This is a genomic window from Albidovulum sediminicola, assembly GCF_025751575.1.
GTDB lineage: Bacteria > Pseudomonadota > Alphaproteobacteria > Rhodobacterales > Rhodobacteraceae > Albidovulum > Albidovulum sediminicola.
In genome coordinates this window covers 68,342-95,183 of sequence record NZ_JAOWLA010000011.1, presented here as the reverse complement: position 1 = coordinate 95,183, position 26,842 = coordinate 68,342, and the positions used below count along the sequence as shown (strand labels likewise).

General features: G+C 66.2%; 26 protein-coding genes. 14 read left to right on the top strand and 12 right to left on the bottom strand.

What is annotated here, in order from left to right; genetic code table 11:
• Nucleotide 1: 1 nt before the first annotated feature.
• Nucleotides 2-535: an adenine phosphoribosyltransferase gene (locus OE647_RS12755; protein WP_263722122.1), complete on the top strand. Its 534-nt coding sequence runs from the start codon at nt 2-4 to the stop codon at nt 533-535.
• Between the two features lie 145 nt (nt 536-680).
• On the opposite strand, the gene OE647_RS12750 is transcribed toward OE647_RS12755, so the two are convergent.
• The 10 genes from OE647_RS12750 to coxB all read right to left on the bottom strand — a co-directional run bounded on the left by OE647_RS12750 (nt 681) and on the right by coxB (nt 9,567).
• Nucleotides 681-2,099, bottom strand: coding sequence for an FAD-binding oxidoreductase (locus OE647_RS12750; RefSeq protein ID WP_263722174.1), 1,419 nt, complete (start codon nt 2,097-2,099; stop codon nt 681-683).
• 70 nt (nt 2,100-2,169) lie between these two features.
• Nucleotides 2,170-2,754 carry a GNAT family N-acetyltransferase gene (locus OE647_RS12745; protein WP_263722121.1) on the bottom strand — a complete coding sequence of 195 codons (585 nt, stop codon included), beginning with the start codon at nt 2,752-2,754 and terminating at the stop codon, nt 2,170-2,172.
• Nucleotides 2,754-4,013, bottom strand: a complete 1,260-nt coding sequence (locus OE647_RS12740; protein ID WP_263722120.1) for a M16 family metallopeptidase — start codon at nt 4,011-4,013, stop codon at nt 2,754-2,756. Before OE647_RS12740 ends, OE647_RS12745 begins: the two co-directional genes overlap by 1 nt.
• Nucleotides 4,010-5,398, bottom strand: coding sequence for a threonine synthase (thrC, locus tag OE647_RS12735; protein WP_263722119.1), 1,389 nt, complete (start codon nt 5,396-5,398; stop codon nt 4,010-4,012). The genes OE647_RS12740 and thrC overlap by 4 nt, the downstream gene beginning before the upstream one ends.
• A 10-nt stretch (nt 5,399-5,408) precedes the next feature.
• A complete protein-coding gene (locus tag OE647_RS12730) occupies nt 5,409-6,092 on the bottom strand; it encodes an SURF1 family protein (RefSeq protein ID WP_263722118.1) in 684 nt (227 codons plus the stop codon).
• Between the two features lie 63 nt (nt 6,093-6,155).
• A complete protein-coding gene (locus OE647_RS12725) occupies nt 6,156-6,956 on the bottom strand; it encodes a cytochrome c oxidase subunit 3 (protein ID WP_263722117.1) in 801 nt (266 codons plus the stop codon).
• 21 nt (nt 6,957-6,977) lie between these two features.
• A complete protein-coding gene (locus OE647_RS12720; RefSeq protein WP_263722116.1) occupies nt 6,978-7,556 on the bottom strand; it encodes a cytochrome c oxidase assembly protein in 579 nt (192 codons plus the stop codon).
• A complete protein-coding gene (locus tag OE647_RS12715) occupies nt 7,553-7,720 on the bottom strand; it encodes a hypothetical protein (RefSeq protein ID WP_263722115.1) in 168 nt (55 codons plus the stop codon). The genes OE647_RS12720 and OE647_RS12715 overlap by 4 nt, the downstream gene beginning before the upstream one ends.
• A complete protein-coding gene (gene cyoE / locus OE647_RS12710; RefSeq protein WP_263722114.1) occupies nt 7,720-8,652 on the bottom strand; it encodes a heme o synthase in 933 nt (310 codons plus the stop codon). Before cyoE ends, OE647_RS12715 begins: the two co-directional genes overlap by 1 nt.
• A 51-nt stretch (nt 8,653-8,703) precedes the next feature.
• A complete protein-coding gene (coxB, locus tag OE647_RS12705) occupies nt 8,704-9,567 on the bottom strand; it encodes a cytochrome c oxidase subunit II (RefSeq protein WP_263722113.1) in 864 nt (287 codons plus the stop codon).
• A 176-nt stretch (nt 9,568-9,743) separates the two neighbouring features.
• Between coxB and tldD the strand changes: the two genes are divergently transcribed.
• From tldD to OE647_RS12665, 8 genes are all read left to right on the top strand, one after another.
• The gene (gene tldD / locus OE647_RS12700; protein ID WP_263722112.1) at nt 9,744-11,165 is read left to right on the top strand and encodes a metalloprotease TldD; all 1,422 of its coding nucleotides are present in this window, start codon (nt 9,744-9,746) and stop codon (nt 11,163-11,165) included.
• A 293-nt stretch (nt 11,166-11,458) separates the two neighbouring features.
• Complete coding sequence (gene dprA, locus OE647_RS12695) at nt 11,459-12,637, top strand: DNA-processing protein DprA (protein WP_263722111.1); 1,179 nt, start codon at nt 11,459-11,461, stop codon at nt 12,635-12,637.
• A gap of 200 nt (nt 12,638-12,837) precedes the next feature.
• Nucleotides 12,838-15,417 carry a type I DNA topoisomerase gene (gene topA, locus OE647_RS12690; protein WP_263722110.1) on the top strand — a complete coding sequence of 860 codons (2,580 nt, stop codon included), beginning with the start codon at nt 12,838-12,840 and terminating at the stop codon, nt 15,415-15,417.
• 78 nt (nt 15,418-15,495) lie between these two features.
• Nucleotides 15,496-16,200: a CoA transferase subunit A gene (locus OE647_RS12685; RefSeq protein ID WP_263722109.1), complete on the top strand. Its 705-nt coding sequence runs from the start codon at nt 15,496-15,498 to the stop codon at nt 16,198-16,200.
• Complete coding sequence (locus OE647_RS12680) at nt 16,200-16,844, top strand: CoA transferase subunit B (RefSeq protein WP_263722108.1); 645 nt, start codon at nt 16,200-16,202, stop codon at nt 16,842-16,844. The genes OE647_RS12685 and OE647_RS12680 overlap by 1 nt, the downstream gene beginning before the upstream one ends.
• Before the next feature lie 105 nt (nt 16,845-16,949).
• Nucleotides 16,950-17,960 (top strand): lysylphosphatidylglycerol synthase transmembrane domain-containing protein, encoded by a 1,011-nt coding sequence (locus OE647_RS12675; RefSeq protein ID WP_263722107.1) that lies wholly within the window; start codon nt 16,950-16,952, stop codon nt 17,958-17,960.
• Nucleotides 17,941-19,254, top strand: coding sequence for an FAD-binding oxidoreductase (locus OE647_RS12670; protein WP_263722106.1), 1,314 nt, complete (start codon nt 17,941-17,943; stop codon nt 19,252-19,254). The genes OE647_RS12675 and OE647_RS12670 overlap by 20 nt, the downstream gene beginning before the upstream one ends.
• The gene (locus OE647_RS12665; RefSeq protein WP_263722105.1) at nt 19,251-19,988 is read left to right on the top strand and encodes an SDR family oxidoreductase; all 738 of its coding nucleotides are present in this window, start codon (nt 19,251-19,253) and stop codon (nt 19,986-19,988) included. The genes OE647_RS12670 and OE647_RS12665 overlap by 4 nt, the downstream gene beginning before the upstream one ends.
• Before the next feature lie 15 nt (nt 19,989-20,003).
• Here OE647_RS12665 and OE647_RS12660 read toward each other — a convergent pair whose 3' ends face one another.
• Both OE647_RS12660 and OE647_RS12655 read right to left on the bottom strand, forming a co-directional pair.
• A complete protein-coding gene (locus tag OE647_RS12660; protein ID WP_263722104.1) occupies nt 20,004-21,434 on the bottom strand; it encodes a UbiA family prenyltransferase in 1,431 nt (476 codons plus the stop codon).
• 7 nt (nt 21,435-21,441) lie between these two features.
• Nucleotides 21,442-22,311, bottom strand: a complete 870-nt coding sequence (locus OE647_RS12655; protein WP_263722103.1) for a lytic transglycosylase domain-containing protein — start codon at nt 22,309-22,311, stop codon at nt 21,442-21,444.
• A 366-nt stretch (nt 22,312-22,677) separates the two neighbouring features.
• Between OE647_RS12655 and OE647_RS12650 the strand changes: the two genes are divergently transcribed.
• The 5 genes from OE647_RS12650 (at nt 22,678) to OE647_RS12630 (ending at nt 26,624) form a co-directional block, all read left to right on the top strand.
• Entirely contained in the window at nt 22,678-22,863 is a 186-nt protein-coding gene (locus OE647_RS12650) for a Flp family type IVb pilin (protein WP_263722102.1), read from the top strand.
• A 133-nt stretch (nt 22,864-22,996) separates the two neighbouring features.
• Nucleotides 22,997-23,263: a hypothetical protein gene (locus tag OE647_RS12645; protein ID WP_263722101.1), complete on the top strand. Its 267-nt coding sequence runs from the start codon at nt 22,997-22,999 to the stop codon at nt 23,261-23,263.
• Nucleotides 23,264-23,474: 211 nt separating this feature from the next.
• The gene (cpaB, locus tag OE647_RS12640) at nt 23,475-24,353 is read left to right on the top strand and encodes a Flp pilus assembly protein CpaB (RefSeq protein ID WP_263722100.1); all 879 of its coding nucleotides are present in this window, start codon (nt 23,475-23,477) and stop codon (nt 24,351-24,353) included.
• Nucleotides 24,354-24,562: 209 nt separating this feature from the next.
• Entirely contained in the window at nt 24,563-25,957 is a 1,395-nt protein-coding gene (locus OE647_RS12635; RefSeq protein ID WP_263722099.1) for a type II and III secretion system protein family protein, read from the top strand.
• A gap of 4 nt (nt 25,958-25,961) precedes the next feature.
• Entirely contained in the window at nt 25,962-26,624 is a 663-nt protein-coding gene (locus OE647_RS12630) for an OmpA family protein (protein ID WP_263722098.1), read from the top strand.
• Nucleotides 26,625-26,842 lie beyond the last annotated feature (218 nt).

Sequence of the window (26,842 nt, the reverse complement as noted above, 5' to 3'; positions counted from 1 at the left end):
CATGAAGCAGACCGTCAAGGACTATATCCGCACCATCGCCGACTTCCCGCACGAGGGGATCATGTTCCGCGATGTGACCACGCTTTTTGCCGACGCGCGCGGGTTCCGCATGGCGATCGACCAGCTTCTGCACCCCTACGCGGGCGAGCGGATCGACAAGGTCGTGGGGCTTGAGGCGCGGGGCTTCATCCTCGGCGGGGCCATCGCGCATCAGCTGACAAGGGGCTTCGTGCCGATCCGCAAGAAGGGCAAGCTGCCGGGCCAGACGGTCAGCCAGGCCTACAAGCTCGAATACGGCGAGGCGATCATGGAGATCCACGAGGATGCCCTGATGGCGGGCGAAAGGGTTCTGATCGTTGACGACCTTCTGGCCACCGGCGGGACCTGCGAGGCCGGGATCAAGCTTTGCGAACGGCTGGGCGCCGAGGTCATCGGTTGCGCCTTCGTCGTCGATCTGCCCGAGCTGGGCGGGAGGGCGCTTCTTGAGAAGCTGGGCATGAACGTCCATGTCCTGTGCGAGTTCGAGGGCGCCTGAGGCCGCAGGGTCGATTTTTTTGGCCGCGTTAAGGGCTTGTTGGGGAAATGCGCGCAAGGATCGCGGCGGCCGGTTCGATGCCGGCCTTTCGCTCCTTGCAGGCGGGGTTTCCCCGCGGACCCCGCCGGTTCTCCAGCCGGCGGGGTTAATCCGCCTGCCGCAGCACGGCGCCGGGATTCATGATGCCCAGCGGGTCGAGCGCCGCCTTGATCGCGCGCATGGCCGCAAGCTTCGTGGGGTCGCCGTAGCGTTCGAGGTCGGCGACCTTCAACCGTCCGATCCCGTGTTCGGCGCTGATCGATCCGCCGCGGGCGGCGACCATCGCGTGAACACAGTCCATGACCGCGGGGGCAAGGTGCCTGAACGCGCGCGCCTCGCCGCCCTTGGGCGGGAAGACGTTGTAATGCAGGTTGCCGTCGCCCAGATGGCCGAAGCAGTTGATGCGCAGATCGGCGATTGCCGCAATGCGGGCCGGGGCCTCCGCCACGAAACCCTCGATCTCGGACAGGGGCAGGGAGATGTCGTGCGACGACACCGCCCCGATCCGCCGGTTGGCCTCCGGCAGCGATTCCCGCAGCGTCCAGAAGGCTTGCCGCTGCGTCAGCGAGGCCGCGATGACGCCGTCGGTCACGAGGCCGTCCGAAAGCGACGCCTCGAAAAGGGTCGCAAGGATGTCTTCGGGGGCGGGCCCTTCGGGAAGGCCGATTTCGGCCAGCACGCTCCACTCCGGGCGGTCGGCGAAGGGCTGGCGCAGGTCGGGAAGGCACTCGTCGAGGAAGAGCAGGCCCTGGCGGTGGATCAGCTCGAAACTGGTGACGCCGCCGAAGGTGAGCGCCTGGGCGCGGGCCAGAAGCGCCAGCGCCGCGCCGGGGCCGGTGACGGTAAAGAAGGCCGTGCCCACCCCGGCTGGGCGCGGGAAGAGCTTGAGCGCGGCGGCGGTGATGATGCCCAGCGTCCCTTCTGCGCCGATGAGCAGGTCCTTCAGCGCGTAACCCGTGTTGTCCTTGCGCAGGCGCGTCAGACCGTTCAGGACCGAACCGTCGGGCAACACTGCCTCCAGCCCCAAGCATAGGTCACGGGCGTTGCCGTAGCGCAGGACGTTGACCCCGCCGGCGTTGGTGGACAGGTTGCCGCCGATGCGCGCGGTGCCTTCCGAGGCAAGCGAAAGCGGAAAGAGCCGGCCAGCCGCCTCCGCCGCCGTGCGAACCTCGGCCAGGGTCGCACCGGCTTCGACGACGATCACGTTTTCCTCGGCGTGGAGGGCGCGGACGCGGGCCATGCGTTCCAGCGACAGGATCAGTGGCGCCGGGCCCTCGGGCTTGACCTGCCCCTGAACCAGGCCGGTGCCGCCGCCCCAGGGGACAATACCCACCCGCGCCTCGGTGCAGGTCCGGACGATCCGGGCGACCTCATCTATCGACCGGGGGCGGGCGAGCAGGGCGGCGGGTGTTGCGGCCTTGCGCCGGGGCTCCTCAAGATAGTGGTCCGGTGCGCGCGTGACCGTGCCTTCGGGAAGGACGGCGGACAGGGCTTGGGCAAAGGCGTCGTCGGCGGGATTGAGCATGACAACAGGGTGAAGCATGGCGCCCCGGCTTCGGCAAGCGCTAATCCCGGCGCGTCGCGGGAACGGCCCTTCAGCCGATGTCCGTCCGCCCCCGCCGGTCGGCCCTAAGGTTGGCGTAAAGGACGTGGTTGCGCCAGCGTCCGTTGATCTGAAGGTAGCTTTGCGCCACCCCTTCGTACTTGAACCCCGACTTCTCCAGAACGCCGCGCGAGGCCGCGTTTTCGGGAAGGCAGGCTGCCTCGATCCGGCTGAGGTCGAGTTCGGTGAAGGCGTGGTGCACCATCGCGCGGATCGCCTCGCGCATGTAGCCCTGGCGGGCATAGGGCGCGCCGATCCAGTAGCCCATCGTTCCGGCCTGTGCCGGCCCGCGGCGGATGTTGTCGAGCGTCAGCGCGCCAAGGAGCATGTCATCGTGGCGCCGGATCAGGAAGACGGGGAGCGCCGTCCCGCCCCCTGCGGCGCGGGAGGCCCAGTAGACGCGGTTGGTGAAGGCGCGGCGCGTCAGATGGTCGGAGGACCAGGTCGGCTCCCACGGAACCAGGAATTCGCGGCTGTCGCTTCGCAACGAGGCCCAGGCGCGGTAGTCGGAATGGGCGGGCAGGCGAAGCGTCATCCGCTCCGTCTCGATCCGGACCTTCCGGCGCCGCATCAGCATCAGGCCGCGAGCCTTTCGCGCAACCGCTCAAGGTGCGGTGCTCCTGTGACGGGGCCGTAAAGGGCAAGGGCCGCCGTTCCTTCCACCATCCGGGCCGCGAAGTCGCGGACGCCCGCGGTGGTCACGGCCTCGATCTTCTCGACGGTTTCCTCCAGACGCGGGACGCGCCCCCAGATCGCGGTGTAGCGGGCCAGCCGTTCCGTACGCGAGGTCGGGCTTTCGAGGCCCATCACCAGCCCCGCCTTGAGCTGGGCGCGGGCGCGGGCGACCTCCGCCTCGGTCATGTCCTCGGTGGCGCGCTTCAACTCGTCCATGGTCAGATGGCAAAGCTCGCCGATCTCGGCTGCCGAGGTTCCGGCATAGATCGTGATCATGCCGGTTTCGTCGTAGCTGCCCGCCTGCGCATAGATCGAGTAGCACAGGCCGCGTTCCTCCCGGATCTTCTGGAACAGGCGCGAGGACATGCCCCCGCCCATAGCGGTCGAGTAGATCTGGGCTGTGTAGAGGTCGGGATGGCGGTAGCCGGGGCCTGCGAAGCCCATGGCGAAATGGACCTGCTCCAGGTCCTTTTCCTCGCGCCGCTCCGCGCCCTGCCAGCGCGCGGGTTCGGGCGCAGGCTCGCCCACGGGCCGCAAGTGGCCGAAGGTCGCTTCGGCGAGCTTCACTATCTGGTCGTGATCGACAGCGCCCGCAGCGGCCAGGATCATGCGGTCGGGGCCATAGTGCTCCGCCACGAAGCGGCGCAGGTCCGTCTTGCCAAAGGCCGAAACCCGTTCGGCCGGGCCAAGGATCGTGCGGCCCATCGCCTGGTCCGGGAACGCCGCCTCTTGCAGCCAGTCGAAGATGATGTCGTCGGGCGTATCCAGCGCCTGGCCAATCTCCTGAAGGATCACGTGGCGCTCGACCTCGATCTCCTTCTCCTCGAAGAGGGGATTGAGCACGATATCGGAGATCACGTCCAGCGCCAGCGGCACGTCGGCCTCCAGCACGCGGGCGTAGTAGGCCGTCATCTCGCGCGAGGTATAGGCGTTTATATAGCCGCCGACATCCTCGATCTCTTCGGCGATCTTCAGCGCGCTGCGGGTGGGCGTGCCCTTGAAGGCCATGTGTTCGAGGAAATGCGCAATGCCGTTCTGGTCCGCGCGCTCGTGCCGTCCGCCCGCGTTGATCCAGAGCCCGACGGCGGCGGAGCCCAGTCCGGGCATGCGCTCGGTGACGATCCTCAATCCGTTGGGCAGCGTTGTCAGATTGGTGTTCACCGGGCGCGCCTTTCGTGAACGATGGCCTCAAGGGCCGCGAGATCGTTGGGAACCCGTGTGACGCGCTCTGCCCGGTCGAACAGATCAGCCATGCGCGGGGGCAGGCCAGGGCGGATGCCGGTCGCGGCTTCGACCGCGTCGGGGAACTTGGCGGGGTGGGCGGTCGCGAGTGTGACCATCGGAACCGCGCCCAGGTGATCCTTCGCGACCTTCACGCCGACGGCGGAATGGGGGCAAAGAAGCTCGCCCGAAGCCGCGCGCTCATCTGCGATCGAGGCGCGGGTCTCATCCTCGGAGACGCGGCCGGAGGCGAAGGTCTCCCCAAGCCATTCCATCGCGCCCTGGCTGACGGCGAAGCCGCCCTTGGCCTTCATCTCGTCCATCAACTGCGCGACCGCGCCGCCGTCGCGCCCGTAGGCCTCGAACAGCGCGCGTTCGAAATTCGAGGAGATCTCGATATCCATCGAGGGCGAGATCGAGGGCTTCACGCCGCCCATCTCGTAGCGCCCGGTGGTCAGGCAGCGGTGCAGGATGTCGTTCTGGTTGGTGGCGATCACCAGCTTCTCGATGGGCAGGCCCATGCGCTTGGCGATGTAGCCCGCGAAGATGTCGCCGAAGTTGCCGGTGGGAACGGTGAAGCTGACCTTGCGGTGCGGGGCGCCCAGCGACACGGCCGAGGTGAAGTAATAGACCACCTGCGCCAGGACCCGCGCCCAGTTGATGGAGTTCACGCCGGCAAGCCCGACCGCATCGCGGAACTCGAAATGGTTGAACATGTCCTTGAGCCGCGACTGGCAGTCGTCGAAGGTTCCGTCAAGCGCCAGCGCGTGCACGTTGCCCTCGGACGGGGTCGTCATCTGGCGGCGCTGAACCTCGCTCACGCGGCCATGCGGGAAGAGGATGAACACATCGACGTTGTCGAGGCCGCGGAACGCCTCGATCGCCGCCGACCCGGTGTCGCCCGAGGTCGCCCCCACGATCGTCACCCGCCGCCCGTCGCGCTGAAGCGCGATCTGGAAAAGCTGGCCGATCAGCTGCATCGCGAAGTCCTTGAAGGCGAGCGTCGGGCCGTGGAACAGTTCCAGCAGGAAATGGTTGGGGGCGAGTTGAACCAGCGGCGCACGGGCGGCATGCCCGAACCCGGCATAGGCCTTGGCGATGGCGCTGCGGAACTCGTCGTCGGAGAAGGCATCGCCGACGAAGGGGCGCATGACGCGGAAGGCGGCATCCTCATAGGACAGGCCCGCGAGCGCGGCGATCGCATCCTTGTCGAGCGTCGGGATGGTCTCGGGCACATAGAGCCCGCCGTCGCGGGCCAGGCCCGTCAGCATCGCCTCGCCAAAACTCAGGATCGGGGCCTGACCCCTCGTGGATACGTAGCGCATTCTTCCGTCCTCAGATCGTTCTCCGCCTGATACGCCAGAGCAGGTAGAGTGTCATCCCCGCCCAGACGCAAGCCAGCGAAAACCAGGTGATTGCGTAGTTCATGTGGTCGTTGGGAATGCCGGAGGTATCGACCGGCCGCGGCTCGATCCCCTGGGCGTCCCCCTCTGCCGTGCGCAGGACGATCATGAGCGGCTCGGTTCCCAGGCTTTTGGCCATCGCGCCCACATCGCGCGCGAACCAGAGACCGGTCGCGGCATCGGGCGGCGGCGTGTAGGCGTCGGCCTCGTTCGGCCAGTGCAGATTTCCCGATACGGTCAAGGCGACGGGCGGCCGCGAAGCGTCACGCGCGTCTTCGGACAGAAAGCCCCTGTCGATCAGCACCCGGCGCCCGCTGTCGGTTTCGAAAACGGCGATGACCTCGTACCCCGCGCCGACGTTTTTCTTGCCCGACAGCACAAGCGCCTCTTGGCCCGTCGTGCGGCCGCTGGCGGTCACGGGAAGGTAAAGCTGCGTGACCGGGTCGGGGCGGCCCAGGGCTGCGATGTCAACGGGCGCACCATCGATCTTGGCGGCAATCTCCGTCAGCATCGCCTCTTTCCACTCCAGCCGCCCAAGCTGCCAGAACCCTAGGGACAGCAGGATGGCGATGCCGCCAAGGCCCAGGATCAAGGGAAAGAGAACGCGGCGCATCATCACCTCAAAACGAAAGCGCGGGGTCTCCCCCGCGCTTGTCAGTCCACTCGCGGGGGCCGCGTTTTACTGGCCCCAGACGTAGACGGCGGCGAAGAGGAACAGCCACACCACGTCGACGAAGTGCCAGTACCAGGCGGCGGCCTCGAAGCCGACATGGTGATCGGGGGTGAAGTGGCCCTTCATCGCCCGGATCATGCAGACCAGCAGGAAGACCGTGCCGATGATGACGTGTACGCCGTGGAAGCCCGTCGCCATGAAGAAGGACGCGCCGTAGATGTTGCCGGCGAAGCCGAAGGCCGCGTGGCTGTACTCGAACGCCTGGAGGAAGGTGAAACAGACGCCCAGGATCACCGCCAGCGCGAGGCCGTTGATCATGTCCTTGCGGTTGTTGTCGTGCGCGATGGCGTGGTGCGCCCACGTCGCCGCGGCGCCCGAGCAGAGCAGGATCAGCGTGTTGATGATCGGCAGATGCCAGGGGTCGAAGGTTTCGATGCCCGCGGGGGGCCAGACGCCATCGACCAGCGGGCTTTCCGGCCCCATCGGGTAAAGCGCATGCTTGAAGAAGGTCCAGAACCAGGCCGAGAAGAACATCACCTCGGACATGATGAACAGGATGAAGCCGTAGCGCAGCCCGATCCGGACCACCGGGGTGTGGTCGCCGGTCTGGGCCTCGTGCACCACGTTCGACCACCAGGCGAACATGACGTAGAGCACGAGCGCGAGGCCGATCAGGAAGATGAATGGCGTGACGGCATGCATCCACAGGACGGCGCCGAAAAGCATGATGAAACCACCGACCGCGCCGAGGAACGGCAGGAGGGAGGGTTGCAGGATGTGGTAGTCGTGGTTTTTCGCGTGCGCCATGTCGGTTTCCCTGATTTGGCCTCAGTTATAGTTTGGCCCTTCGGCGGGCGGAAGGGCCGCCTGAGCCTTGGGCAGGTCGATTTCGAAGAACGTATACGAGAGAGTTATGTCACGGATCCCGTTGGCATCGCTGTCCGTCACGATATCCGGGTCGACGAAGAAGATGACCGGCATCTTCACCCGCTCCCCCGGTTGCAGCACCTGCTCGGTAAAGCAGAAGCACTGGATTTTGGAAAAGTAGTAGCCCGCAAGGTCGGGCGCCACGTTGTAGCTCGCCTGGCCCGCGATCGCATGGTCCGTCGGGTTGTAGGCCTCATAGAAGGCCATGCCGGTTTCGCCGATCCGCAGCGTCATCTCGTTCTGGAGCGGGCGGAATTCCCAGCCCATCCCCTGCGCGGTGTTCGCATCGAAACGTACGTTGATGGTCTGGTCGAGCACCCGGTCAGCCCCGGCCTCGCGGATGCTGGGGGTGCCGCCGTAGCCCGTGACCTGACAGAACCAGCTGTAGAACGGTACCGCCGCCCAAGCCAGCGCCCCCATGGTCACGATCACACCGACCAGCATGGCGGCCGTGCGGTTGTTCCCCTCAAGACGCTTCATTGGCTCGCCTCCGCGCGCGGCGGATTGCCGTTTTCATCCTGGCGCGAAACCTTGACGATCGTCAGGCCGAAGACCAGCACGACAAAGGCGCCCAGCACCAGGCCCAGGCCCAGGTTGCGGCCCCAGCGGCGGCGGTGAAGCTCGTGTTCGGGTTGAATGGCCATCACCAGCCCCCCAGCCCGAAGGGCGTCAGGCTGGCCTCGACCAGAAGCGCGCCGAAATGCAGGAAGAGATAGGCGAGCGAGAGCTTGAAGAAGCTTTTCTCGGCCTTGTAACCGTCGGCCTGTGCGGCCTCTTCGCTCCGCCGCAGGATGCGGAACGCGCCGAGGATGAAGAGCGCGTTCAGAACGATCGCCGCCGCCAGCGTCACCGGTCCGCCGATGGAGGACAGCGCCAGCGCGAGCGCGCAGGGCGCCAGCAGGATCGTGTAGGCGAAGATGTGCTTGCGCGTGGCCGGGCGGCCATGGGTGACGGTCAGCATCGGCACGCGGGCGTTGGAGTAGTCGTCCTTCATGAACAGCGCCAGCGCCCAGAAATGGGGCGGCGTCCACATGAAGACCAGCAGGAACATCAGCACGGATTCGACCGAGACACCGCCCGTGGCGACAGCCCAGCCGATCATCGGCGGGAAGGCCCCCGCCGCGCCGCCGATCACGATGTTCTGCGGCGTCGAGCGCTTCAGCCACATCGTATAGACGACCGCGTAGAAGAAGATGGTGAAGGCGAGGAACGCGCCCGCGAACCAGTTCGCGGCCAGGCCAAGCATCAGGACCGAGATCGCGGACAGCGCGAGGCCGAAGGCCAGAGCCTCGCCCTCGGTCACGCGGCCTGCCGGAATGGGCCGGCTGCGGGTGCGGCGCATCACGCGGTCGATGTCGGCATCGTACCACATGTTCAGCGCGCCGGAGGCGCCGCCGCCGAGCGCGATGAAGAGGATGGAGGTGAAGGCGACGAAGGGATGGACGGCGACAGGGGCGACGATCAGGCCGACCATCGCCGTGAAGACCACAAGCGACATGACGCGCGGCTTCAGGAGCTGGACGTAATCGCCAAACTCCGCCTCCTGCGTGTGTTCATAGGCGCTCAGATCGCTCATCTTTTCCCCCTGTGGTCGGGCGCGCGCGGAGGCGCGCCCAGCCGCAAGTCCTTACTCGGACGAGGCTACCTTGATCGGCGCCGAGGTGCCGAGTGCCGCGGTCTTGGTACGGGCAAGCCAGTCGGCATAGGCGGCTTCGCTGACGACCTTGACGGTGATCGGCATGTAGGCGTGGTCCTTGCCGCAGAGTTCAGAGCACTGGCCGAAGAATACGCCCTCGCGCTCGGCGCTGAACCAGAGGCGGGCGATGCGGCCCGGGACGCCGTCCTGCTTGACGGCGAAGGCCGGCACGGTCCAGGAATGGATCACATCGGCGGCGGTCACGTTCACGACCACGGTCTTGCCGACAGGCACCACAACCGCGTTGTCGGTCGCCAGAAGGTATTCGTCGTCGCTGTAGCCGTTCGCGGCCAGGTCTTCGCGCGCCAGCATGAAGCTGTCGAACGCAATTTCCTCGTCCGGATATTCATAGGACCAGAACCACTGGTTGCCGGTCGCCTTGATGACCACGTCGCCATGCGGGATCTGCTGCTGCTTGAAGAGAATGGGCAGCGAGTTCGCACCGAGCATGATGAGGATCAGAACCGGAACCAGCGTCCAGGCGATCTCCAGCGGGGTGTTGTGGCTGAATTTCGCGGGCTTGGGGTTCATGCGGCTGTTGAAGCGCAGAATCACGACGAGCAGAAGCACCATGACCAGCGCCGAGACGGCAATGCAGAGGTATAGAAGCATCCCGTCGAGCCATTGCTGGTCGCGCGCCAGTTCGGTCGCCGCCGGCTGGAAGCCCGTTCCGGCCGCGTGCGGCTTGCCGACGCTTTCCAGGCCCGTGATTCCGTCCTGGGCAAGGGCCGCTCCGGCGAAGAGGGTTGCGGTGATGGCGGCCCCGAGGCCGGAAAGTTTGGTCGCAAAGCGCATGTCGTGTTCCCGTTCCTGCCGCGGCTTGTCATGCCGCTTTCCGGCCCCGTCCTTTCCGTGACCGAGCCGGTTGTATACGCGATCCCTAAAATCATATTAGAAGCAAGGCGACAAGTGAAACCAACGCGGCACGGCGTCGCTTTTGATCGATATCAAGGACAGGAAAGCGATCTGCCATGAACGATGCCCGATTTTCCCCGTTCGACACCCACCTGGACGAGGGCAACGCGCTCGCGATTCTGCGCGAGGCCGTGGCAGGGGGCGAGGATGGCGAGTTGTTTCTCGAACGGCGCCGGTCGGAGGCGCTGGTCTTTGACGACGGCCGGCTGAGAAATGCGAGCTACGATGCCTCCGAAGGGTTCGGATTGCGCGCCGTGAACGGCGATGTCGCGGGCTACGCCCATTCGACCGAGATATCTGAGCGGGCGCTGCGGCGCGCGGCGGAAACCGCGCGGCTGGCGGTCGGCTCGGGTGGCGGCATCCTGGCCGCGCCGCCGGCGGGCACCAACCGCAAGCTTTACACCGAGGCCGACCCGATGGCCGACGCGAGCTTCGGGATCAAGGTCGAGACCCTGCGCGAGATCGACGCCTTCGCCCGCGCGCTCGATCCGCGGGTGGTCCAGGTCTCCGCCACCATCGCGGCCTCGCTGCAAGAGGTCTTCATCCTCAGGCCTGAGGGTGGGCTGGTCTCCGACATCCGCCCGATGAGCCGTCTCAATGTCTCCGTCATCGTCGAGGAGAACGGCCGGCGCGAAAGCGGCGGGCATGGCGGCGGCGGGCGCTCGGGGCTGGCGGCGCTGATGGTGCCGGAACATTGGCAGTCGGTCGCCCGCGAGGCGCTGCGCATCGCGCTTGTCAACCTGCGCGCGGAGCCCGCGCCCGCCGGCGTGATGGACGTGGCGCTTGGGGCCGGCTGGCCCGGGGTGCTGCTGCACGAGGCGGTCGGCCACGGGCTTGAGGGGGACTTCAACCGCAAGGGCACCTCGGCCTTCGCCGGGCTCATGGGGCAAAGGGTTGCGGCGCCGGGCGTCACGGTGCTGGACGATGGCACCATCCCCGACCGGCGCGGATCGATCACGATCGACGACGAGGGCACACCTTCGGGCCGGAATGTGCTGATCGAGGACGGGATCCTGGTGGGCTTCATGCAGGACCGGCAGAACGCGCGCCTGATGGGCGTGAAGACGACCGGCAACGGACGGCGGGAAGGCTTCGCACATATCCCGATGCCGCGGATGACGAACACCTACATGCTGGGCGGCAACGCCGAGCCCGGCTCCGTCGTGGCCGAGGTGAAGGACGGGATCTATGCCGTCGGCTTCGGCGGCGGCCAAGTCGACATCACCAACGGCAAGTTCGTCTTTTCATGCACCGAGGCCTACCGGGTGAAGAACGGCGTCGTCGGCGCTCCGGTCAAGGGCGCGACCCTGATCGGCGACGGCGCGACGGCCATGCGCAACATCCGGGCGATCGGGAACGACATGAAGCTTGACCCGGGGGTCGGGAATTGCGGCAAGGCCGGGCAATGGGTGCCGGTCGGGGTCGGACAGCCGACGCTTTTGATCGGGGGCCTGACGGTGGGCGGCTCGGCGGCCTGACCCAGGGTAAGGTTTTCCAGCCTTGCGGGGAGTTTAGCCCTGCGGTCTAAGTCTGGACGGGCGCGCGGCTGCGCCGCCGGAGGAATGTTATAGGGTGTACGGTTCCTGGTGCCTCCGGCGCGCGGGTCGGTTCCATAGAACATTACCCTCCGGCGCTCTCCCCAACCTTTCAAGACGCGGCCGGTCTCAAAAACTGCCCCCAACGCCAAAACTGCCGCGATTCGTAACCCTTGGTTAACCTTGCTGCGGGATTGTCGGCCTTGCGAATGAGGCGAAGGCACGAGGGACAAGGTTTGTTTTCTTACCCCACCCCCTTCACCCCACCCACCACGGAAGACGACAGACTGTCGTGGCTCCGCCTCATTCGCTCCCACCGTGTGGGCGTTGCGACGTTTTACCGGCTGATGGCGGAACATGGCAGTGCCCAAGCCGCGCTGGCCGCCCTGCCGGGGATCGCGCGCGGCGCGGGCGTGGCGCGCTACGATCCCTGTTCGCAGGCTGCGGCCCTTCGGGAGGTGCAGGCCGGCCGGGCTGCCGGTGCCCGTCTTCTGTGCCGGGGGGAGCCCGGCTATCCGGCCGCGCTCGCGACAATCGCGGATGCGCCGCCTGTGCTCTGGGCGCTGGGCGACATGGACCTGCTGGAGCGCCCGATGGTCGCGCTCGTGGGCGCGCGCGGTGCATCGTCGCTCGGGATACGCATGGCGCGGCGGCTGGCGGAGGGGCTGGGCGCCGAAGGATATGTCATCGTGTCGGGGCTCGCCCGCGGGATCGACGCGGCGGCGCATGCGGCCGCGCTGGGCACCGGCACGGTGGCGGTCATGGCGGGCGGGGTCGATCATGTCTATCCGGCCGAGAACGCAACACTTGCCGCCGATATAGCGAGCCGGGGCTTGCGCTTGTCCGAACAGCCGCCGGGGCTGGAGCCGATGGCCCGGCATTTCCCGATGCGCAACCGGATCATCGCCGGGCTGGCGCGCGTCGTGATCGTGGTGGAGGCCGCCGCAAAATCCGGCAGCCTGATCACCGCGCGCATCGCGCTCGACCAGGGGCGCGAGGTTCTGGCGGTTCCGGGCCACCCGTTCGATGGGCGCGCGTCCGGCTGCAACGCCCTGATCCGGGATGGCGCGACGCTCGTTCGCGGGGCGGAAGACGTTCTGGCGGCCTTGGCCTCGCTTCCCGAGGCGCTTCCTACCGGGCCGGCCCCTGCGCGGCGCGCGCCAGGCGGGGCTGCGGATGCGCCCCGGCCGGTCCCGGTGCCCCCCGCGTCGCGTGATGAAGGGCGAGAGGCAGGGGCAGGCGCGGGCCCTCTGCAACGCCGCATCCTCGACCGCTTGGGGCCGAGCCCGCTTTCGGAGGATCAACTGATCCGCGACCTGGCTTTGTCCGCCGCGGTCGTCGCGCCGGAGCTTGTCCTTCTGGAAATGGACGGGCGCATCCAGCGCGCGCCGGGGGGCCTTCTGTCGCGGGCGTGACATCGGTTTTCGGTCCGCGAACTGGCGGCGGGGCCGTTTCGACCCACCCCGTGGCCGAAGGCGCGGCGCCCGGAAAATGGCAACGGTTCGGGGCTCAAACCCCATCCGAAAGGGCTGTTTGTGGCGCGGTCATTGACATTACCCGGTCCTGCCCCCCATGTTCCGCGCCCAAGTCGAAGAAGCATGCGAGTGAGGCAGTCATGGCCGTCGTGGTCGTCGAATCCCCAGCCAAGGCCAAGACAATCAACAAGTATCTGGGCCCGGACTATACGGTCCTGGCCTCTTATGGGCATGTCCGCGACCTGCCGGCCAAGGACGGTTCCGTCGATACTGACGCCGGATTCGACATGAAATGGGAGGTGGCGCCGGACAGCCGCAAGCATGTCCGCGCCATCGCCGAGGCCCTCAAATCCGACGACACGCTCATCCTCGCCACCGACCCCGACCGCGAGGGCGAGGCGATTTCCTGGCACCTGAAGGAGGCGCTGGCCTCAAGCCTGAAGAAGGGCAAGACCGTTCGCCGCGTGACCTTCAACGCGATCACCAAATCCGCGGTGAGCGAGGCGATGGCCCATCCGCGTGACGTGGACATGGAGCTGGTGGAGGCTTACCTCGCGCGCCGGGCGCTCGATTACCTCGTGGGGTTCAACCTGTCGCCGGTCCTTTGGCGCAAGCTGCCCGGCGCACGATCGGCCGGGCGCGTGCAGTCGGTCTGCCTGCGCCTGATCGTCGAGCGCGAGTTGGAGATCGAGGCCTTCCGGGCACGCGAATACTGGACGGTGACGGCCACGCTCGCGACGCCCCGCGGCCAGGAGTTCCAGGCGCGGCTGACGGTTCTGGGCGGCAAGAAGCTCGACCGCTACGACCTAGCCAACGAAACCGCCGCCGAGCTCGCGGTGCAGGCGATCCGGTCCCGCGACCTGACAGTGAAGTCGGTGGAGGCGAAGCCCGCCGCGCGCAACCCCTATCCGCCCTTCATGACCTCGACCCTGCAACAGGAAGCCAGCCGCAAGCTGGGGATGGGGGCCAAGGCCTGCATGGCGGCGGCGCAGCGCCTCTACGAGGCGGGGCACATCACCTATATGCGGACCGACGGGATCGACATGGCGCCCGAGGCGGTGATGGCCGCGCGCGACGCCATCAAGGCGCGCTTCGGGGCGGAATACGTGCCCGACAGCCCGCGCATGTACAAGAACAAGGCAAAGAATGCGCAGGAAGCGCATGAATGCATCCGGCCCACCGACATGATGCAGTCGCCCGATGGCCTCAAGGCCGAGGGCGAGCAGAAGCGGCTTTACGACCTGATCTGGAAGCGCACGCTTGCCAGCCAGATGGCCGCCGCGCGGCTGGAACGGACCACGGTCGATATCGGCAGCGCCGACGGAGAGGTGGAGCTGCGCGCGACGGGGCAGGTCGTGCTTTTCGACGGCTTCCTCAAGGTCTACGACGAAGGGCGCGACGACGACGGCGACGAGGACGGGGCCCGCCTGCCGCAGATCATGCGCGGCGAGGCGGCCGACAAGCGCGCCGTGGCGCCCGAGCAGCATTTCACCCAGCCCCCGCCCCGCTATACCGAGGCCACGCTGGTCAAGCGGATGGAAGAGCTGGGGATCGGGCGTCCGTCCACCTATGCCTCGATCGTGACGACGATCCAGGACCGCGACTATGTGCGCAAGGACAAGGGGCGGCTGTTCCCCGAGGACAAGGGGCGGCTGGTGACGGCCTTCCTGACGAACTTCTTCCGCCGCTATGTGGAATACGATTTCACCGCCGATCTTGAAAACGAGCTGGACGAGATCTCGGCCGGCGACCGGGACTACAAGGAAGTGCTGGCGCGCTTCTGGCGCGATTTCACCGCCGCGATCGCCGAGACGGCGGACCTCCGGATCGGCGAGGTTCTGGAAAAGATCGACGATTTCCTTGCCCCGCATCTTTACCCGCCGCGGGCCGATGGCACCGACCCGCGCATCTGCCCGACCTGCGGCGAAGGGCGGTTGAACCTGAAGACCGCGCGGTCTGGCGGGGCTTTCATCGGTTGCTCCAACTATCCGAATTGCCGCTACACGCGCCCGATCTCGGCCCCGAACGGGGAAGAGGCGGTCACGCCGGATGGAAAGCCTCTGGGCGAGGACGCTGATGGCAACCCGATCACCGTGCGTGCGGGGCGCTTTGGACCTTACGTCCAGCGCGGCGAGGCGACGGAGGACAATCCCAAACCCGGCCGGGCGAGCCTGCCCAAGGGCTGGGCGCCCGACAGCCTGACGCTGGAACGCGCGCTGATGCTGCTGGACCTGCCCCGCGCCATCGGCCCCCATCCCGACGACGGCGCGCTGGTCGAGGCCGGGATCGGCCGCTACGGGCCTTACGTCAAGCACAACACGACCTACGCCAACCTGCCCGAGGTCGAAGAGGTCTTCACCATCGGCATGAACCGCGCGGTGGAGGTCCTGGCGCAGAAGGCCGCCCGCGGCGGGCGGGGGGCTGCGACGGCGGCGCCCCTGCGCGAGTTGGGTGAACATCCCGATGGCGGGCCGGTGCAGGTCATGGCGGGGCGCTACGGTCCTTATGTGAAATGGGCCAAGGTCAATGCGACGCTCCCCAAGGAGGTCTCGCCGGAGGCCGTGACGCTGGACGAGGCGCTGGCCCTGATCGCCGAAAAGGCGGCCAAGGGCGGCAAGGGCAAGGCCCGCGCGCCGAAGACCAAGGCCGCCCCGAAGACGGCGGCGCCGAAGAAGGCCGCCGCAAAGAAGGCAGCGCCGAAAAAGGCAAAGAGCGCCTGACCGGCTGCTGCGCCGCAGCGATTGACACCGCCGCCCCGCCACGCCACTAATCGGCGTGGAATTTTCGGGGAGAGATCCATGAACAAGGTATACGGCTCCGCGAGCGAGGCCCTAGAGGGGCTTCTGTTCGACGGCATGCTGATCGCGGCCGGGGGCTTCGGCCTGTGCGGCATTCCGGAGCTTCTGATCGCGGCGATCCGCGACGCCGGGACCAAGGGCCTGACGGTCGCGTCGAACAACGCGGGCGTGGACGGGTTCGGGCTTGGCGTCCTTCTGGAGACGCGCCAGGTCAAGAAGATGATCTCTTCCTACGTCGGCGAAAACGCGGAATTCATGCGCCAATACCTCAGCGGCGAGCTTGAGCTGGAATTCAACCCGCAAGGCACGCTGGCCGAACGGATGCGGGCCGGCGGCGCGGGCATTCCGGGCTTCTACACCGCGACCGGCGTCGGCACCGTCATCGCCGAGGGCAAGGAACATCACGATTTCGACGGCAAGACCTATATCCTCGAACGCGGGATCGTGGCGGACCTGTCGATCGTGAAGGCGTGGAAGGCTGACCCCTCGGGCAACCTGGTGTTCCGCAAGACCGCGCGCAACTTCAACGTGCCGGCGGCGACCTGCGGGCGGACCTGCGTGGTCGAGGTCGAGGAAGTGGTGCCGCTGGGCAGCCTCGATCCCGACACGATCCACCTGCCGGGGATCTATGTCCACCGGATCATCGCGGGGACGCACGAGAAACGGATCGAACAGCGCACCGTGCGCAAGCGGGAGAACGCGTAATGGCCGGGGACGTGAAGGGCTGGGACCGCAACCAGATGGCGGCCCGCGCGGCGCAGGAACTGCGCGACGGGATGTATGTGAACCTCGGCATCGGGATCCCGACGCTGGTCGCGAACTACATCCCCGAGGGTGTGCATGTGACGCTGCAATCGGAAAACGGGATGCTGGGAATGGGGCCCTTCCCGTATGAGGGCGAGGAAGACCCCGACCTGATCAACGCGGGCAAGCAGACGATCACCGAATTGCCGCAGACCGCCTATTTCGACAGCGCCACCAGCTTCGCGATGATCCGCGGCGGCAAGATCGCGATGGCGATCCTGGGCGCGATGGAAGTGGCTGAAAACGGCGACCTTGCGAACTGGATGATCCCGGGCAAGCTCGTCAAGGGCATGGGCGGGGCGATGGATCTGGTGGCCGGCGTGGGCCGGGTCGTCGTGGTCATGGATCACACCTCCAAGCATGGCGAATCGAAGGTGCTGCGGGACTGCACGCTGCCGCTGACCGGCAAGGGCGTGGTCGACCGGATCATCACCAACCTCGGCGTGCTCGACGTGGGGCACAAGGGCTTGCACATCGTTGAACTTGCCCCCGGCGTGACCGAGGAAGAGCTGCGCGCGGCGACCGAGGCGACCATCGTCGGCTAAGCAACAGTGGCCGTGCCGAAGGGCGCGGCCTTTTCAATTGACTGTGACGTTTTTCGAAACAACATCACAATAATGCCCCAATCCGTAGCTAGATCGGCGGCAATGATGAGCAGCGATCCGACCCTGACGAAGCTTCCGGCGGCGCCGAACCGGCGCCGGCGGGCCGATTTTGTCATCATCGGCGCCCTTCTGCTGCTGTTTCTGGCAGGGCTGGTGGGGCTTGCCGCCGCCACCGGGTGGGAGGAGACGGTCGCGCAATTCCTGCGGCTTTCGCTGGCGCAGATCGTCCTCCTGCTGGGTCTCTCGCTCGCGAACTACATGATGCGGGCCCTGCGCTGGCACGTCTTCGCGCGCAGGCTTGGCCTTGTCGTCTCTCCCGCGCAGTCGCTGCGTCACTACCTTGGTGGTTTCGCGATGAGCGTGACGCCGGGGCGGGTGGGCGAATTGGTGCGGATGCGCTGGCTGCGGCGCGAGACGGGGTGGAGCGTCGAGCGCACGGCGCCGCTGGCCCTGGTCGACCGGGCATCGGACCTTGCCGTGATGGCGCTGATCCTGGCGCTGGCGGTTTCCTTGACCGCAGGCGGCATGGGCGGCGGCATCCTGGTCGCGGGGCTGGCGCTTTGCGTGGCCTATATCGCCACCCGGCCCCGGCTGATCGCCGCAATGGTCACCTTCGGCTACCGGCTCACGGGCCGGTTGCCGCGGCTCTTCGCGCGGGCCCGGATTGCCGCGCGCTCATTGCACCGCTTCGGCCAGCCGAGGGTGCTTCTGGCCGCACTGGGGCTTGGTTGCGCGGGCTGGTTCGCCGAAGGCTATGCATTTCACCTTCTGCTGGGCTGGATGGGCAGCGAGATCGGGCTGTGGAAGGCCGTCGGCATCTTCGTCTTCGCCACGCTGGCCGGCGGGTTGACGGGCACACCAGGCGGTGTCGGGGGCGCGGAGGCCGCGATGATCGCGCTGCTCACGCTCGAAGGCGTGCCGATGGAGGTCTCGGTGCCCGCGACGGCGGTGATCCGGGTCACGACGCTCTGGTTCGCGCTGGCAATCGGCATTGCGGCCTTTCCGCTGGCCGAGAAACTATCGACAAGGGGGCGCGATGCTCTGGAAAACCGCTGACTTTGCCGGATGGGGCCGCGCATTGACGGCGCGCTGCGATGTCGCCCGCCCCGAACGGCGCCGCGCGCTGGAGGCGATCCTGGCCGATGGCCTTGTCCCGGCCATGGGGATGCGCCGCAGCTATGGCGATGCGGCGCTGAACAGCGGCGGCCGTGCCATCGAGATGACGCGGCTTGACCGGCTGATCGGCTTCGACCCCGTCACGGGGGAGCTTGAGGCGGAGGCCGGCGTTCAGATCGGCCATCTGGCGGCGATCTTCGCGCCGCGCGGCTGGTTGCCGCCGGTGATGCCTGGTACTGGCTTCGCCACGATCGGCGGCTGCATCGCACAGGATGTCCACGGCAAGAACCACCATCACGCGGGCAGTTTCTGTCAGCATGTGACCTCGATCCGCCTGCGCACCGCGGCGGGCGAGGTCGAGGTCACGCCCGAAGGAACGCCCGAGCTTTTCCGGGCGACGGCGGGGGGGCTTGGGCAGACCGGGGTGATCCTGTCGGCCAAACTGCGCCTGATGCCCGCCAAGGGTGACGTGATGATCGTGACCGAGCGGCGGATCGAGGGCTGGGACGAACATGTCGCCATGCTCGACGCCTCCCAGGCGAGCTATACCGTGGGCTGGATCGACGCGACCGCGACCGGCTCTGCGCTGGGCCGTGGCATCCTGGAGGAGGGGGAAACCGGCTCGGGCCTCGTGCCCGGACGCGCGAAGTTCCGCAAGGTGCCCTTCGATGCGCCACGCTTCGCGCTGTCGGCGCCGGTCGTGCGCGCCTTCAACCAGCTTTACTGGCGGCGCGTGCCGGAAAACGGGCGGACCGTGGTGAAGCCCATCGGTGACTTCTTCTTCCCGCTCGACAAGATCCACGACTGGAACCGGCTTTACGGCAAGGGCGGTTTCCACCAGTTCCAATGTGTCGTGCCGCTGGCCGCCGTGGGCGAACTGCGCGGCATGCTCGAAGCGATCGCGGGGTCGGGCCTGGCCTCACCGCTCGCTGTGCTCAAGCGCATGGGGCAGGGGCGGGCGGGGCATCTGTCCTTCCCGATGGAGGGCTACACCCTCGCCGTCGATTTCGCTAACCGCGAAGAGGCGCGCGCGCTGGTCGCGCGGCTGATTGGGCGGACGAAGGATGCGGGTGGGCGGGTCTATTTCGCCAAGGACAGCCTCGCGCGGGCAGAGGACATTGCGGAGATGTATCCCGAACTGAACGACTGGCGCGCGGCGGCGGCCGAAGCCGACCCGCAGGGCGCGCTTGTCACCGATATCGTCCGTCGGCTCAACCTCAGGGGGGCGGCATGAACCGGACCTGGATCGTACTTGGCGCCACCTCCGCGATGGCGCGGGCCTTTGCGCGGCAGGTCGCGACTGAGGGGGCCGCGCTGCTTCTGGCCGGACGGGACAGCGACGACCTCGCGGCGCTGGCCGCCGACTGCACGCTGAGGGGCGCGCGTCTGGCCGAGGCGGTGCCCTTCGACGCACGCGACCCGTCGGGCTTCGCCGCGATCGTGGAGCGCGCCCTGGCCGAGGAGGGGGAGATCAACGCCGCCGTCTTCGTCGGCTCCATGCCCGCACAGGCCGAGATCGACGCCGATCCGTCGCTGATCGACGGCACCGTGACCGACAGCTTCACTGGGCCCGCCCGGTTCCTGCAAATGCTCGCCTCGGTGATCGAGGAGCGCGGCCAGGGCACGGTCGTCGGCGTCGGTTCGGTCGCGGGGGACCGCGGGCGGCTAGGCAACTACGTCTACGGCGCAGCCAAGGCAGGCTTCCACACCTACCTGTCGGGCCTTCGCAACCGGCTGACACGCGCGGGCGGGCATGTGGTGACGGTCAAGCCCGGTTTCGTCGATACCGCGATGACCTGGGGCCTGCCCGGCATGTTCCTGGTCGCCGCGCCGGAAAAGGTCGCCGCAGATATCCTGAAGGCGGTGCGCAAGCGCCGTAACGTGATCTACACGCCGGTCTTCTGGGCCCTGATCATGTTGATCATCCGCCACATCCCGGAGCCGATCTTCAAGAAGATGAAGATCTGATCGGCGGGTGGGGATCTAGCCGAACCACTGCTGCCAAAGGCCCGCCGCCCAGAACATCAGGCTCAGGATCAGCATCAGCAGTCCAAGGCCAAGCGGGTCGCGGAGCGCGAAGACGATCGGGTCGTAGTCCTGGCGCCCGTTCCAGGCCAGGCTGACCATGCGCACCATCCAGACCGTCATCGGGATCATGGCAACCCACAAGAGCCAGGTCGTCGGGTAAAGCGCGAGCCCCTGGATTGACACCGAATAGAGCAGGAAGATCACCAGCGCGCCCGCGATGCCGATGCCCGCGACGTTGCGCAGGTCGGGCAGGTCGGCACGCCCGTAGCCGCGCCCCGGCAGGCGTTCGTCACCCGTCGCGCGTGAAAGCTCCGTGATCCGCTTCACGCAGCCCAGCATCAGGAAGATCGGGAAGATGAAGATCAGCATGTAGATCGAGACCTCGACCACCGCGGCCGAGGCGCCGGCGACGACGCGGATCGTGTAAAGCGCCGCAAGCACCGTGATATCGACCCAGCGCATCTGCTTGAGCTTCAGCGAATAAGCGAGCGACAGAAGCATGTAGAGCAGCGTGACCAGCAGGAACCCGGAGGAGAGGCTGAAGGCGATCAGCAGCGCGGCCACGCCGAGAACCCCAATCGCGGCCATGCCCGCGGCAATGGGCACTGCCCCGCTGGCGAAGGGCCGACGGCACTTGGTCGGATGCAGGCGATCGGCCTCCAGGTCCAGAAGGTCGTTGCAGATGTAGATTGTCGAGGCCGCGAGCGAGAAGGCCACCATGCCCCACAGGATCGGCACCAGCGCGGCCAGGTCGAAGCGATGAGAGGCGAGCATCGGCAACAGCAGCAGCACGTTCTTGACCCATTGGTGGGGCCGCATCGCCTTGAACAGCGCGCGGGCCGACCAGCCGCCCGCCAGTTCGACGACATTGCGCCCATTTGCGGCCAGCGCGCGGGCAGAGGGGACATGGCCGACGACAAGCGCGTTTTCCGCCCGCTCCCAGATCGGCATGTCGACGGCGCTGTTTCCGGCATAGTCGAACCCGCCTTCGCCATACGCCTCCACCAGGGCCTGCGCCTTGGCGTCACCCTTGAGGTTCGTCACCCCGTCAGAGGCGAAGACGTGCTCCGATAGGCCGTAGTCGGCCGCCAGGCGCGCGACCTGCGTGACGTCGCTGGCGGAGGCCAGCACCACCTCCCGCCCCGCCAGGCGGCTTTGCAGCGCCAGTTCGGCCACTTCCGGGTTCACCGGCAGAAGATCGGTGCGCAGGGGGGCGATTCGCGCCAGCTCCGCCTTCAGCGCGGCAGGATTGCGCAGGTGGCGCAGGGACAGAAGGATGGTCTGCACCGGCGCGGTGCCGAGGCCCGCCCAGAACGTCTCGTAAAGCATGTCGGTGCGCAGAAACGTGCCGTCCACGTCCAGCACCAGCGGCTTGTCGATCGTCATCGCGTCCTCATCCGTTGACGGCGAACACGCAGCCGTCGGACACGAGATCCGGCGGGGTGACGCAAAGCCCGCGCGCGACCAGCCAGGCGGCGAGAACCTTCGGGACATAGTTGCGCGTCTCGGCATAAGGGGGGACGCCCCCGGCGCCGCGTACGGCGTTCTCGCCCGCGTTATAGGCGGCCAGAACAAGAAGCGGGTCGCCCCCGAATTCGCCCATCAGCCAGTTCAGGTAGGCGACACCACCCTTGATGTTGTCGGCCGGGTCCATGCGGTCGGCGACGCCGAATCGCTCCGCCGTGGCGGGGATCAGCTGCATCAGGCCCGCAGCGCCCGCATGGGAGACGGCATCGCTGCGCCCCGCGCTCTCGACCGAGATGACCGCGAGCGCGAAGGCGGGAGAGACGCGTGTGCCGACCGTCGCCCGCATGATCTCGCGGCCGTGGAGAAGGGCGATATCCTGGAGGCTCTGAAGCCTTGGGGCGCCCACATGCGCCCCATCCGGGCCCTGTGTAAGTGCTAGCAAAGCCTGAGAGAATCGGCCAGGCGACTCGGCGATTGCCGGGGAAACGAGATCCCAGTACCAGCCATAGCTCCCGCCGCCGCCCGCGCCCGGGGGCACGGGGACAAGCCCGGGCGCCACACCGCCGCGCGGGATCGGATTTTCCGGCGGAGGAAGCACCCCGGCGAGCCGACGCGCCTGTTCAGAGGGGTCGATCTGGATCGTGATTCGTTTTCCCGTCGTCTTGGCCGACGCGGAGATACGCTTGAAGGTAAACTGCTCATAACCGGCGGCGGCACCCTCGGCATCCTGCGCCTGGGCGTGCGCGCCTGCGCAGGCAAGCGCAAGTGTTAGAGCATAAAGGAAATTTGCTCTCATCTGCTTCGGTTCGCCTCGATCGCTTTTCCCCGGTACTCTTTCAGAAAGCGAGGTTTTTCGCCAGACCGGGGCGCGACATTGGCACAAAAGACGCGCCAACTCGCTCTTTTGGCAACAACTGTTTTGAATAGGGAATCGCGCCAGATTCGCAGTGCCGACGTGACGGTTTTGGAAACAGATTCGGGTGTTTTGTGGGGATTGGGGGTCTCGAAAGACCTGTTGAGCCCGAAAATGTACCGTATGCGCCCAAATCTTGCCATGGTTGAAGGGCGATATGCGTTCACACCGCAACGCGATCGGGCTTCAGGCAGAGCCACCCGGCAACACGCAGCGGCTGGTCAAGAGAGCGAAACCTGGAGAGAGCACATGAAACTGTTTAAGTTTGCGAAGAAATTCTGGCAGTCTGAAGATGGCGCCGTGACCGTGGACTGGGTCGTTCTGACCGCCGCCGTCGTGATCCTCGGCATCCTCGCCCTGAACTTCGTCACCAGCGGCGTCGGCAACGCCGCGAGCAAGATCGACCAATACCTGTCGAGCATCACCATCAAGTGATCACGCCGACACGCGAAGAACTCAGGCCGCGCCCCGTCCGGGCGCGGTTTCTTTTTGTTTTAATCTGAAACAGCCTGCTGAAAAGATTTCGCGAAATCGCCGCGGTTTTTTGCACCTCCGTCAAAGAAATGCCATGGTTCTGACGGCTGATGTGGAGGGAAGCGGCGCCGCGAAGAGAGGGGCGCCGCGCGCCTGCGGATCGGAGAATATGGAAATGCATATGCTCAAGAAGGCTAAGACATTCACCGCGTCCGAAGCTGGCGCCGTGACGGTGGATTGGGTCGTTCTCACGTCACTTGTCGTGATTTTGGGTGTCTGGGCGCTGTCGCTCTATACCAAGGGGACGTTGAAAGCCTCGGACGAGATCGACAACTACCTGTCGGCAATCACGCTGAAATAAGCACCTGCCGAAAGCATGCATCGCCCGGATGGCCCCGCCTTCCGGGTTTTGCTTTTTTCAGGGCGTTCGCCGTTTCCAAACTGGAAAAATTCCATCGGTTGGGCGCTGCTTTACCACGATTTTGCCCGATTTGATCGGGATATTGCGGGAAAGCGTCGGATGCGCCCGGCAGACGGCCCCGACGCGGCGCAATGCGAGGAAAGGGACTACCATGCGGTTGATATTCGGCCTGGTCTTGATCGCCGGGCTCGGGCTGGCGGGCTTCGCGGTCCACATGGCCCAAGGGGTGATCGAGAAGAACCAGCGCGAGCGGGATTACCTCCTGGATATTCAGGCGCGCGCCACGAGGCTTGTCGATGTAGTCGTGGTCGCGCGCCATCTCGACTACGGCGAACGCTTTACGCGCGACGATCTTCAGACCGTCAAATGGGAAGCGGACAAGGTGCCCGAAGGCGTCTTCTCGGTCATCTCCAGCCCGCTGGCCGAGGCGTCCGAGAAGAATCCCGTTTTCACCGATATCGAGACGCGCCCGCGCGCCGCGCTGCGCAGCTATGAGCCCTTCGAGCCGCTCTTGGCCGCGAAGATCACCGATCCGGGCATCGACGCCGGTATCATGTCGAGCCTTTCGCATGGCATGAGCGCCTTCGCGATCAACGTCGACGTGTCGAGCGGCGTCGCGGGCTTCCTGCGCCCGGGCAACTTCGTCGATGTCTACTGGACCGGGCAGGTCGGGGACAGCGAGACCACCAAGCTGATCGACAGCAATGTCCGCCTGATCGCGATCAACCAAAGCGCCGATGCCGACCGCAGCGAGGAAACCGTGATCGCCCGCACCGTGACGATCGAGGGGACGCGGCAGCGTGTCGCATCCCTGGCCCTGGCGCAGCAGACCGGGAAGTTGAGCCTGTCGCTCGTCGGCGGCGGGGGCGTGTCCGCCGAGACCGCGGATGCGGGGGTCGAGATCAACCGCGACACGCTTCTTGGCATCAAGAAACAGGAAGTCGTTGTCATCCAGGAAGAAAAGGTCTGCACGATCCGCACCAACAAGGGCGGCGAGATCGTAGAGACCGTCATTCCTTGCACGAACTGACGGCGTGTGAGCCGACCAATTCGCGGCCACTCAATGTAGTGGCCGCGAATTGACTTTGCACAAGCAGTGTCGCAGTGTTGCCCCATGCCCACATAAGAAAAACAACCCAAATCGTTGATTATTGCAAAAAATAGCGAGTTCACGCATTCTTCCGGCAAAGGGCAGAAGACCCACTCAAAAAACAGACGCGATCGAGAGGCACAATAAACATGGGCGTCAAGACATTCATACGGGCAGGGGTGGTGGGCGTTTCGCTCGCCGTCACGGTTGCGCCCGTCGCTTTTTCGGAAACCCTCAAGGTTCTCGAAGGCACAACAGCAGCACCACTGACGGTTCCGATGAACCGGGCGGTCGTCGTCGAGGCGGATCAGCCCTTTGCGGAACTGTCGATCGCGAACCCTGGGATTGCCGATATTTCGACGCTGTCGGATCGGACGATCTACGTGCTCGGCAAGGCGCCGGGGCGGACCACGATGACCCTTCTGGGGCCTGACGGTCAGCTCATCGCCAACGTCGATGTGCAGGTTTCGCTTGATGTGGCGGAGTTCAAGGAACGGCTTCAGCAAATCCTTCCGAACGAGAAGATCGAAGTCCGGACCGCCAATGACGGCATCGTTCTGTCGGGCGTCGTTTCCTCGATCGCCAAGCTCGACCGGGCGCTTGACCTTGCAGACCGTTATGCGCCGGGGCGCGTGTCGAACCTGATGATGGTCGGCGGGACGCAGCAGGTCATGCTGCACGTCCGCTTCGCCGAAATGCAGCGTTCGGTCAGCAAGACCCTGAGCGGGTCGTTTGGATTCCTCGGCACCGACGTGACAGGCGCCGCGAACAACATTCAGGCGGTCGGCGCGCTCATCAGCGGCGGCACCGCCCCCACGACCGACCAGTTCGGCGCGATCGGCGTTCGCTTCTCTGCGGGAAGCGTCCAGATGGCGGCGACCCTGGAGGCGCTGGAGGGCAAGGGTCTGATCCGGACACTGGCGGAGCCGAACCTGACGGCGCTCTCCGGTCAGGAGGCTAAGTTCCTCGCCGGTGGCGAATATCCGATCCCCGTGCGTGAGACGGATGAAAGCGGCACCAGCACCACGATCCAGTACAAACCTTTCGGCGTCGAACTGGCCTTCACCCCGCGTGTGGTCGATGGCGATGTTATCAACCTGGCGCTGAATACCGCGGTGTCGGGCATCGATTCGGATATCGAGGCCGCGAGCGGTGCGCTCGCGTTCCGTCGCCGCGAGGCGGAGACGACCGTCGAGATGCATGATGGCGACAGCTTCGCGATCGCCGGCCTGTTGCAGGACGACTTCCGCGATAACAACGCGCAGGTTCCCTGGCTGGGTGACATCCCGATCCTCGGCGCCCTCTTCCGCAGCGCGGAATACCAGCGCGCCCAGACCGAACTTGTGGTGATCGTCACCGCGCATCTGGTGTCGCCGATCCGCGGCGAGGCGCTTGCCCTGCCGACCGATCGGGTCAAGCCGCCGTCAGAAGCGCAACTGTTCCTGCTGGGACAGACGGCTGCGAACGGAACGAAGGTGACCGGCGGTGCGGCCGAGGTCGCGCGTCAGGACTTCTCCGGCGCCTACGGCTATGTGATGGAGTAAGAAGATGCGCGGCAATGTGAAACTCCTTCTGCTATCCGCGGGTCTGCTGGCCATCTCTGCCTGCTCCCGTGAAACCAACGCCATGCGTGCCTTCTATGGTGAGGCCGGCAGCGAGGTTGAAACCTCCGATTTCGGCAATGCGACCCGCAACAACGCGGCGCTTCAGTCGGGTTCGATCAGCCAGTTGGTCAACATGACGCGCAAGTTCGCCGCGGATGTTCCGAACACGGTGAACTTCGCCTTCGACAGCGCGGTCCTGGACGAGGCCGCACGGTCGGCGCTGGTTCAGCAGGCAAGCTGGATCAGGCAGTTCCCCGAGATCCGTTTCCGGGTCTATGGGCACACCGATCTTGTCGGTTCCAACGCCTACAACAAGTCGCTCGGCATGCGCCGTGCGCAGGCGGTGGTCAACTTCCTGATCGGCCAGGGCATTTCCCGCTCGCGGTTGGAGGCGGTCGTCTCCTACGGCGAAACGCAGCCCCTGGTCTTTGTCCAGACCGAGGAGCGCCGGAACCGCCGGACGGTCACGGAAGTCTCGGGCTTCGTCGCCACGAACCCGCTTCTGCTGAACGGCAAGTACGCGCAGGTGATCTTCCGCGAATACGTCAACAGCGCGGTCCCGCCGCATCAGCAAGCCGATGCGGCAGCCGGGAGCGGTGGCGGCTGATTCGCGCCAAGATCTTTTTCTCAGAGCGGCGGTCTTTGGCAACAAAGGCCGCCGTTTTCTTTCATCGTCGCCAAGCTTCGCACTATTTCGATAATTCGGCCCCATTCTTGCCAACTTTCTCACTGATTTTCCGAAGTCGGGAACACGCGCGAAGAGTCGCGCCGGGCTGGCTGGAAAAACCTGCGGCTGCAATGAAACCGAACTGATCGGCCAGCGAG

Excerpts from the sequence above, each read along its gene's own strand:
- OE647_RS12755 (WP_263722122.1), top strand. The coding sequence starts at position 2 with ATGAAGCAGACCGTCAAGGACTATATCCGCACCATCGCCGACTTCCCG.
- OE647_RS12750 (WP_263722174.1), bottom strand. The coding sequence starts at position 2,099 with ATGCTCAATCCCGCCGACGACGCCTTTGCCCAAGCCCTGTCCGCCGTC.
- OE647_RS12745 (WP_263722121.1), bottom strand. The coding sequence starts at position 2,754 with ATGCTGATGCGGCGCCGGAAGGTCCGGATCGAGACGGAGCGGATGACG.
- thrC (WP_263722119.1), bottom strand. The coding sequence starts at position 5,398 with ATGCGCTACGTATCCACGAGGGGTCAGGCCCCGATCCTGAGTTTTGGC.
- OE647_RS12730 (WP_263722118.1), bottom strand. The coding sequence starts at position 6,092 with ATGATGCGCCGCGTTCTCTTTCCCTTGATCCTGGGCCTTGGCGGCATC.
- OE647_RS12725 (WP_263722117.1), bottom strand. The coding sequence starts at position 6,956 with ATGGCGCACGCGAAAAACCACGACTACCACATCCTGCAACCCTCCCTC.
- OE647_RS12720 (WP_263722116.1), bottom strand. The coding sequence starts at position 7,556 with ATGAAGCGTCTTGAGGGGAACAACCGCACGGCCGCCATGCTGGTCGGT.
- OE647_RS12715 (WP_263722115.1), bottom strand. The coding sequence starts at position 7,720 with ATGGCCATTCAACCCGAACACGAGCTTCACCGCCGCCGCTGGGGCCGC.
- cyoE (WP_263722114.1), bottom strand. The coding sequence starts at position 8,652 with ATGAGCGATCTGAGCGCCTATGAACACACGCAGGAGGCGGAGTTTGGC.
- coxB (WP_263722113.1), bottom strand. The coding sequence starts at position 9,567 with ATGCGCTTTGCGACCAAACTTTCCGGCCTCGGGGCCGCCATCACCGCA.
- tldD (WP_263722112.1), top strand. The coding sequence starts at position 9,744 with ATGAACGATGCCCGATTTTCCCCGTTCGACACCCACCTGGACGAGGGC.
- topA (WP_263722110.1), top strand. The coding sequence starts at position 12,838 with ATGGCCGTCGTGGTCGTCGAATCCCCAGCCAAGGCCAAGACAATCAAC.
- OE647_RS12685 (WP_263722109.1), top strand. The coding sequence starts at position 15,496 with ATGAACAAGGTATACGGCTCCGCGAGCGAGGCCCTAGAGGGGCTTCTG.
- OE647_RS12680 (WP_263722108.1), top strand. The coding sequence starts at position 16,200 with ATGGCCGGGGACGTGAAGGGCTGGGACCGCAACCAGATGGCGGCCCGC.
- OE647_RS12675 (WP_263722107.1), top strand. The coding sequence starts at position 16,950 with ATGAGCAGCGATCCGACCCTGACGAAGCTTCCGGCGGCGCCGAACCGG.
- OE647_RS12670 (WP_263722106.1), top strand. The coding sequence starts at position 17,941 with ATGCTCTGGAAAACCGCTGACTTTGCCGGATGGGGCCGCGCATTGACG.
- OE647_RS12665 (WP_263722105.1), top strand. The coding sequence starts at position 19,251 with ATGAACCGGACCTGGATCGTACTTGGCGCCACCTCCGCGATGGCGCGG.
- OE647_RS12660 (WP_263722104.1), bottom strand. The coding sequence starts at position 21,434 with ATGACGATCGACAAGCCGCTGGTGCTGGACGTGGACGGCACGTTTCTG.
- OE647_RS12655 (WP_263722103.1), bottom strand. The coding sequence starts at position 22,311 with ATGAGAGCAAATTTCCTTTATGCTCTAACACTTGCGCTTGCCTGCGCA.
- OE647_RS12650 (WP_263722102.1), top strand. The coding sequence starts at position 22,678 with ATGAAACTGTTTAAGTTTGCGAAGAAATTCTGGCAGTCTGAAGATGGC.
- OE647_RS12645 (WP_263722101.1), top strand. The coding sequence starts at position 22,997 with ATGGTTCTGACGGCTGATGTGGAGGGAAGCGGCGCCGCGAAGAGAGGG.
- cpaB (WP_263722100.1), top strand. The coding sequence starts at position 23,475 with ATGCGGTTGATATTCGGCCTGGTCTTGATCGCCGGGCTCGGGCTGGCG.
- OE647_RS12635 (WP_263722099.1), top strand. The coding sequence starts at position 24,563 with ATGGGCGTCAAGACATTCATACGGGCAGGGGTGGTGGGCGTTTCGCTC.
- OE647_RS12630 (WP_263722098.1), top strand. The coding sequence starts at position 25,962 with ATGCGCGGCAATGTGAAACTCCTTCTGCTATCCGCGGGTCTGCTGGCC.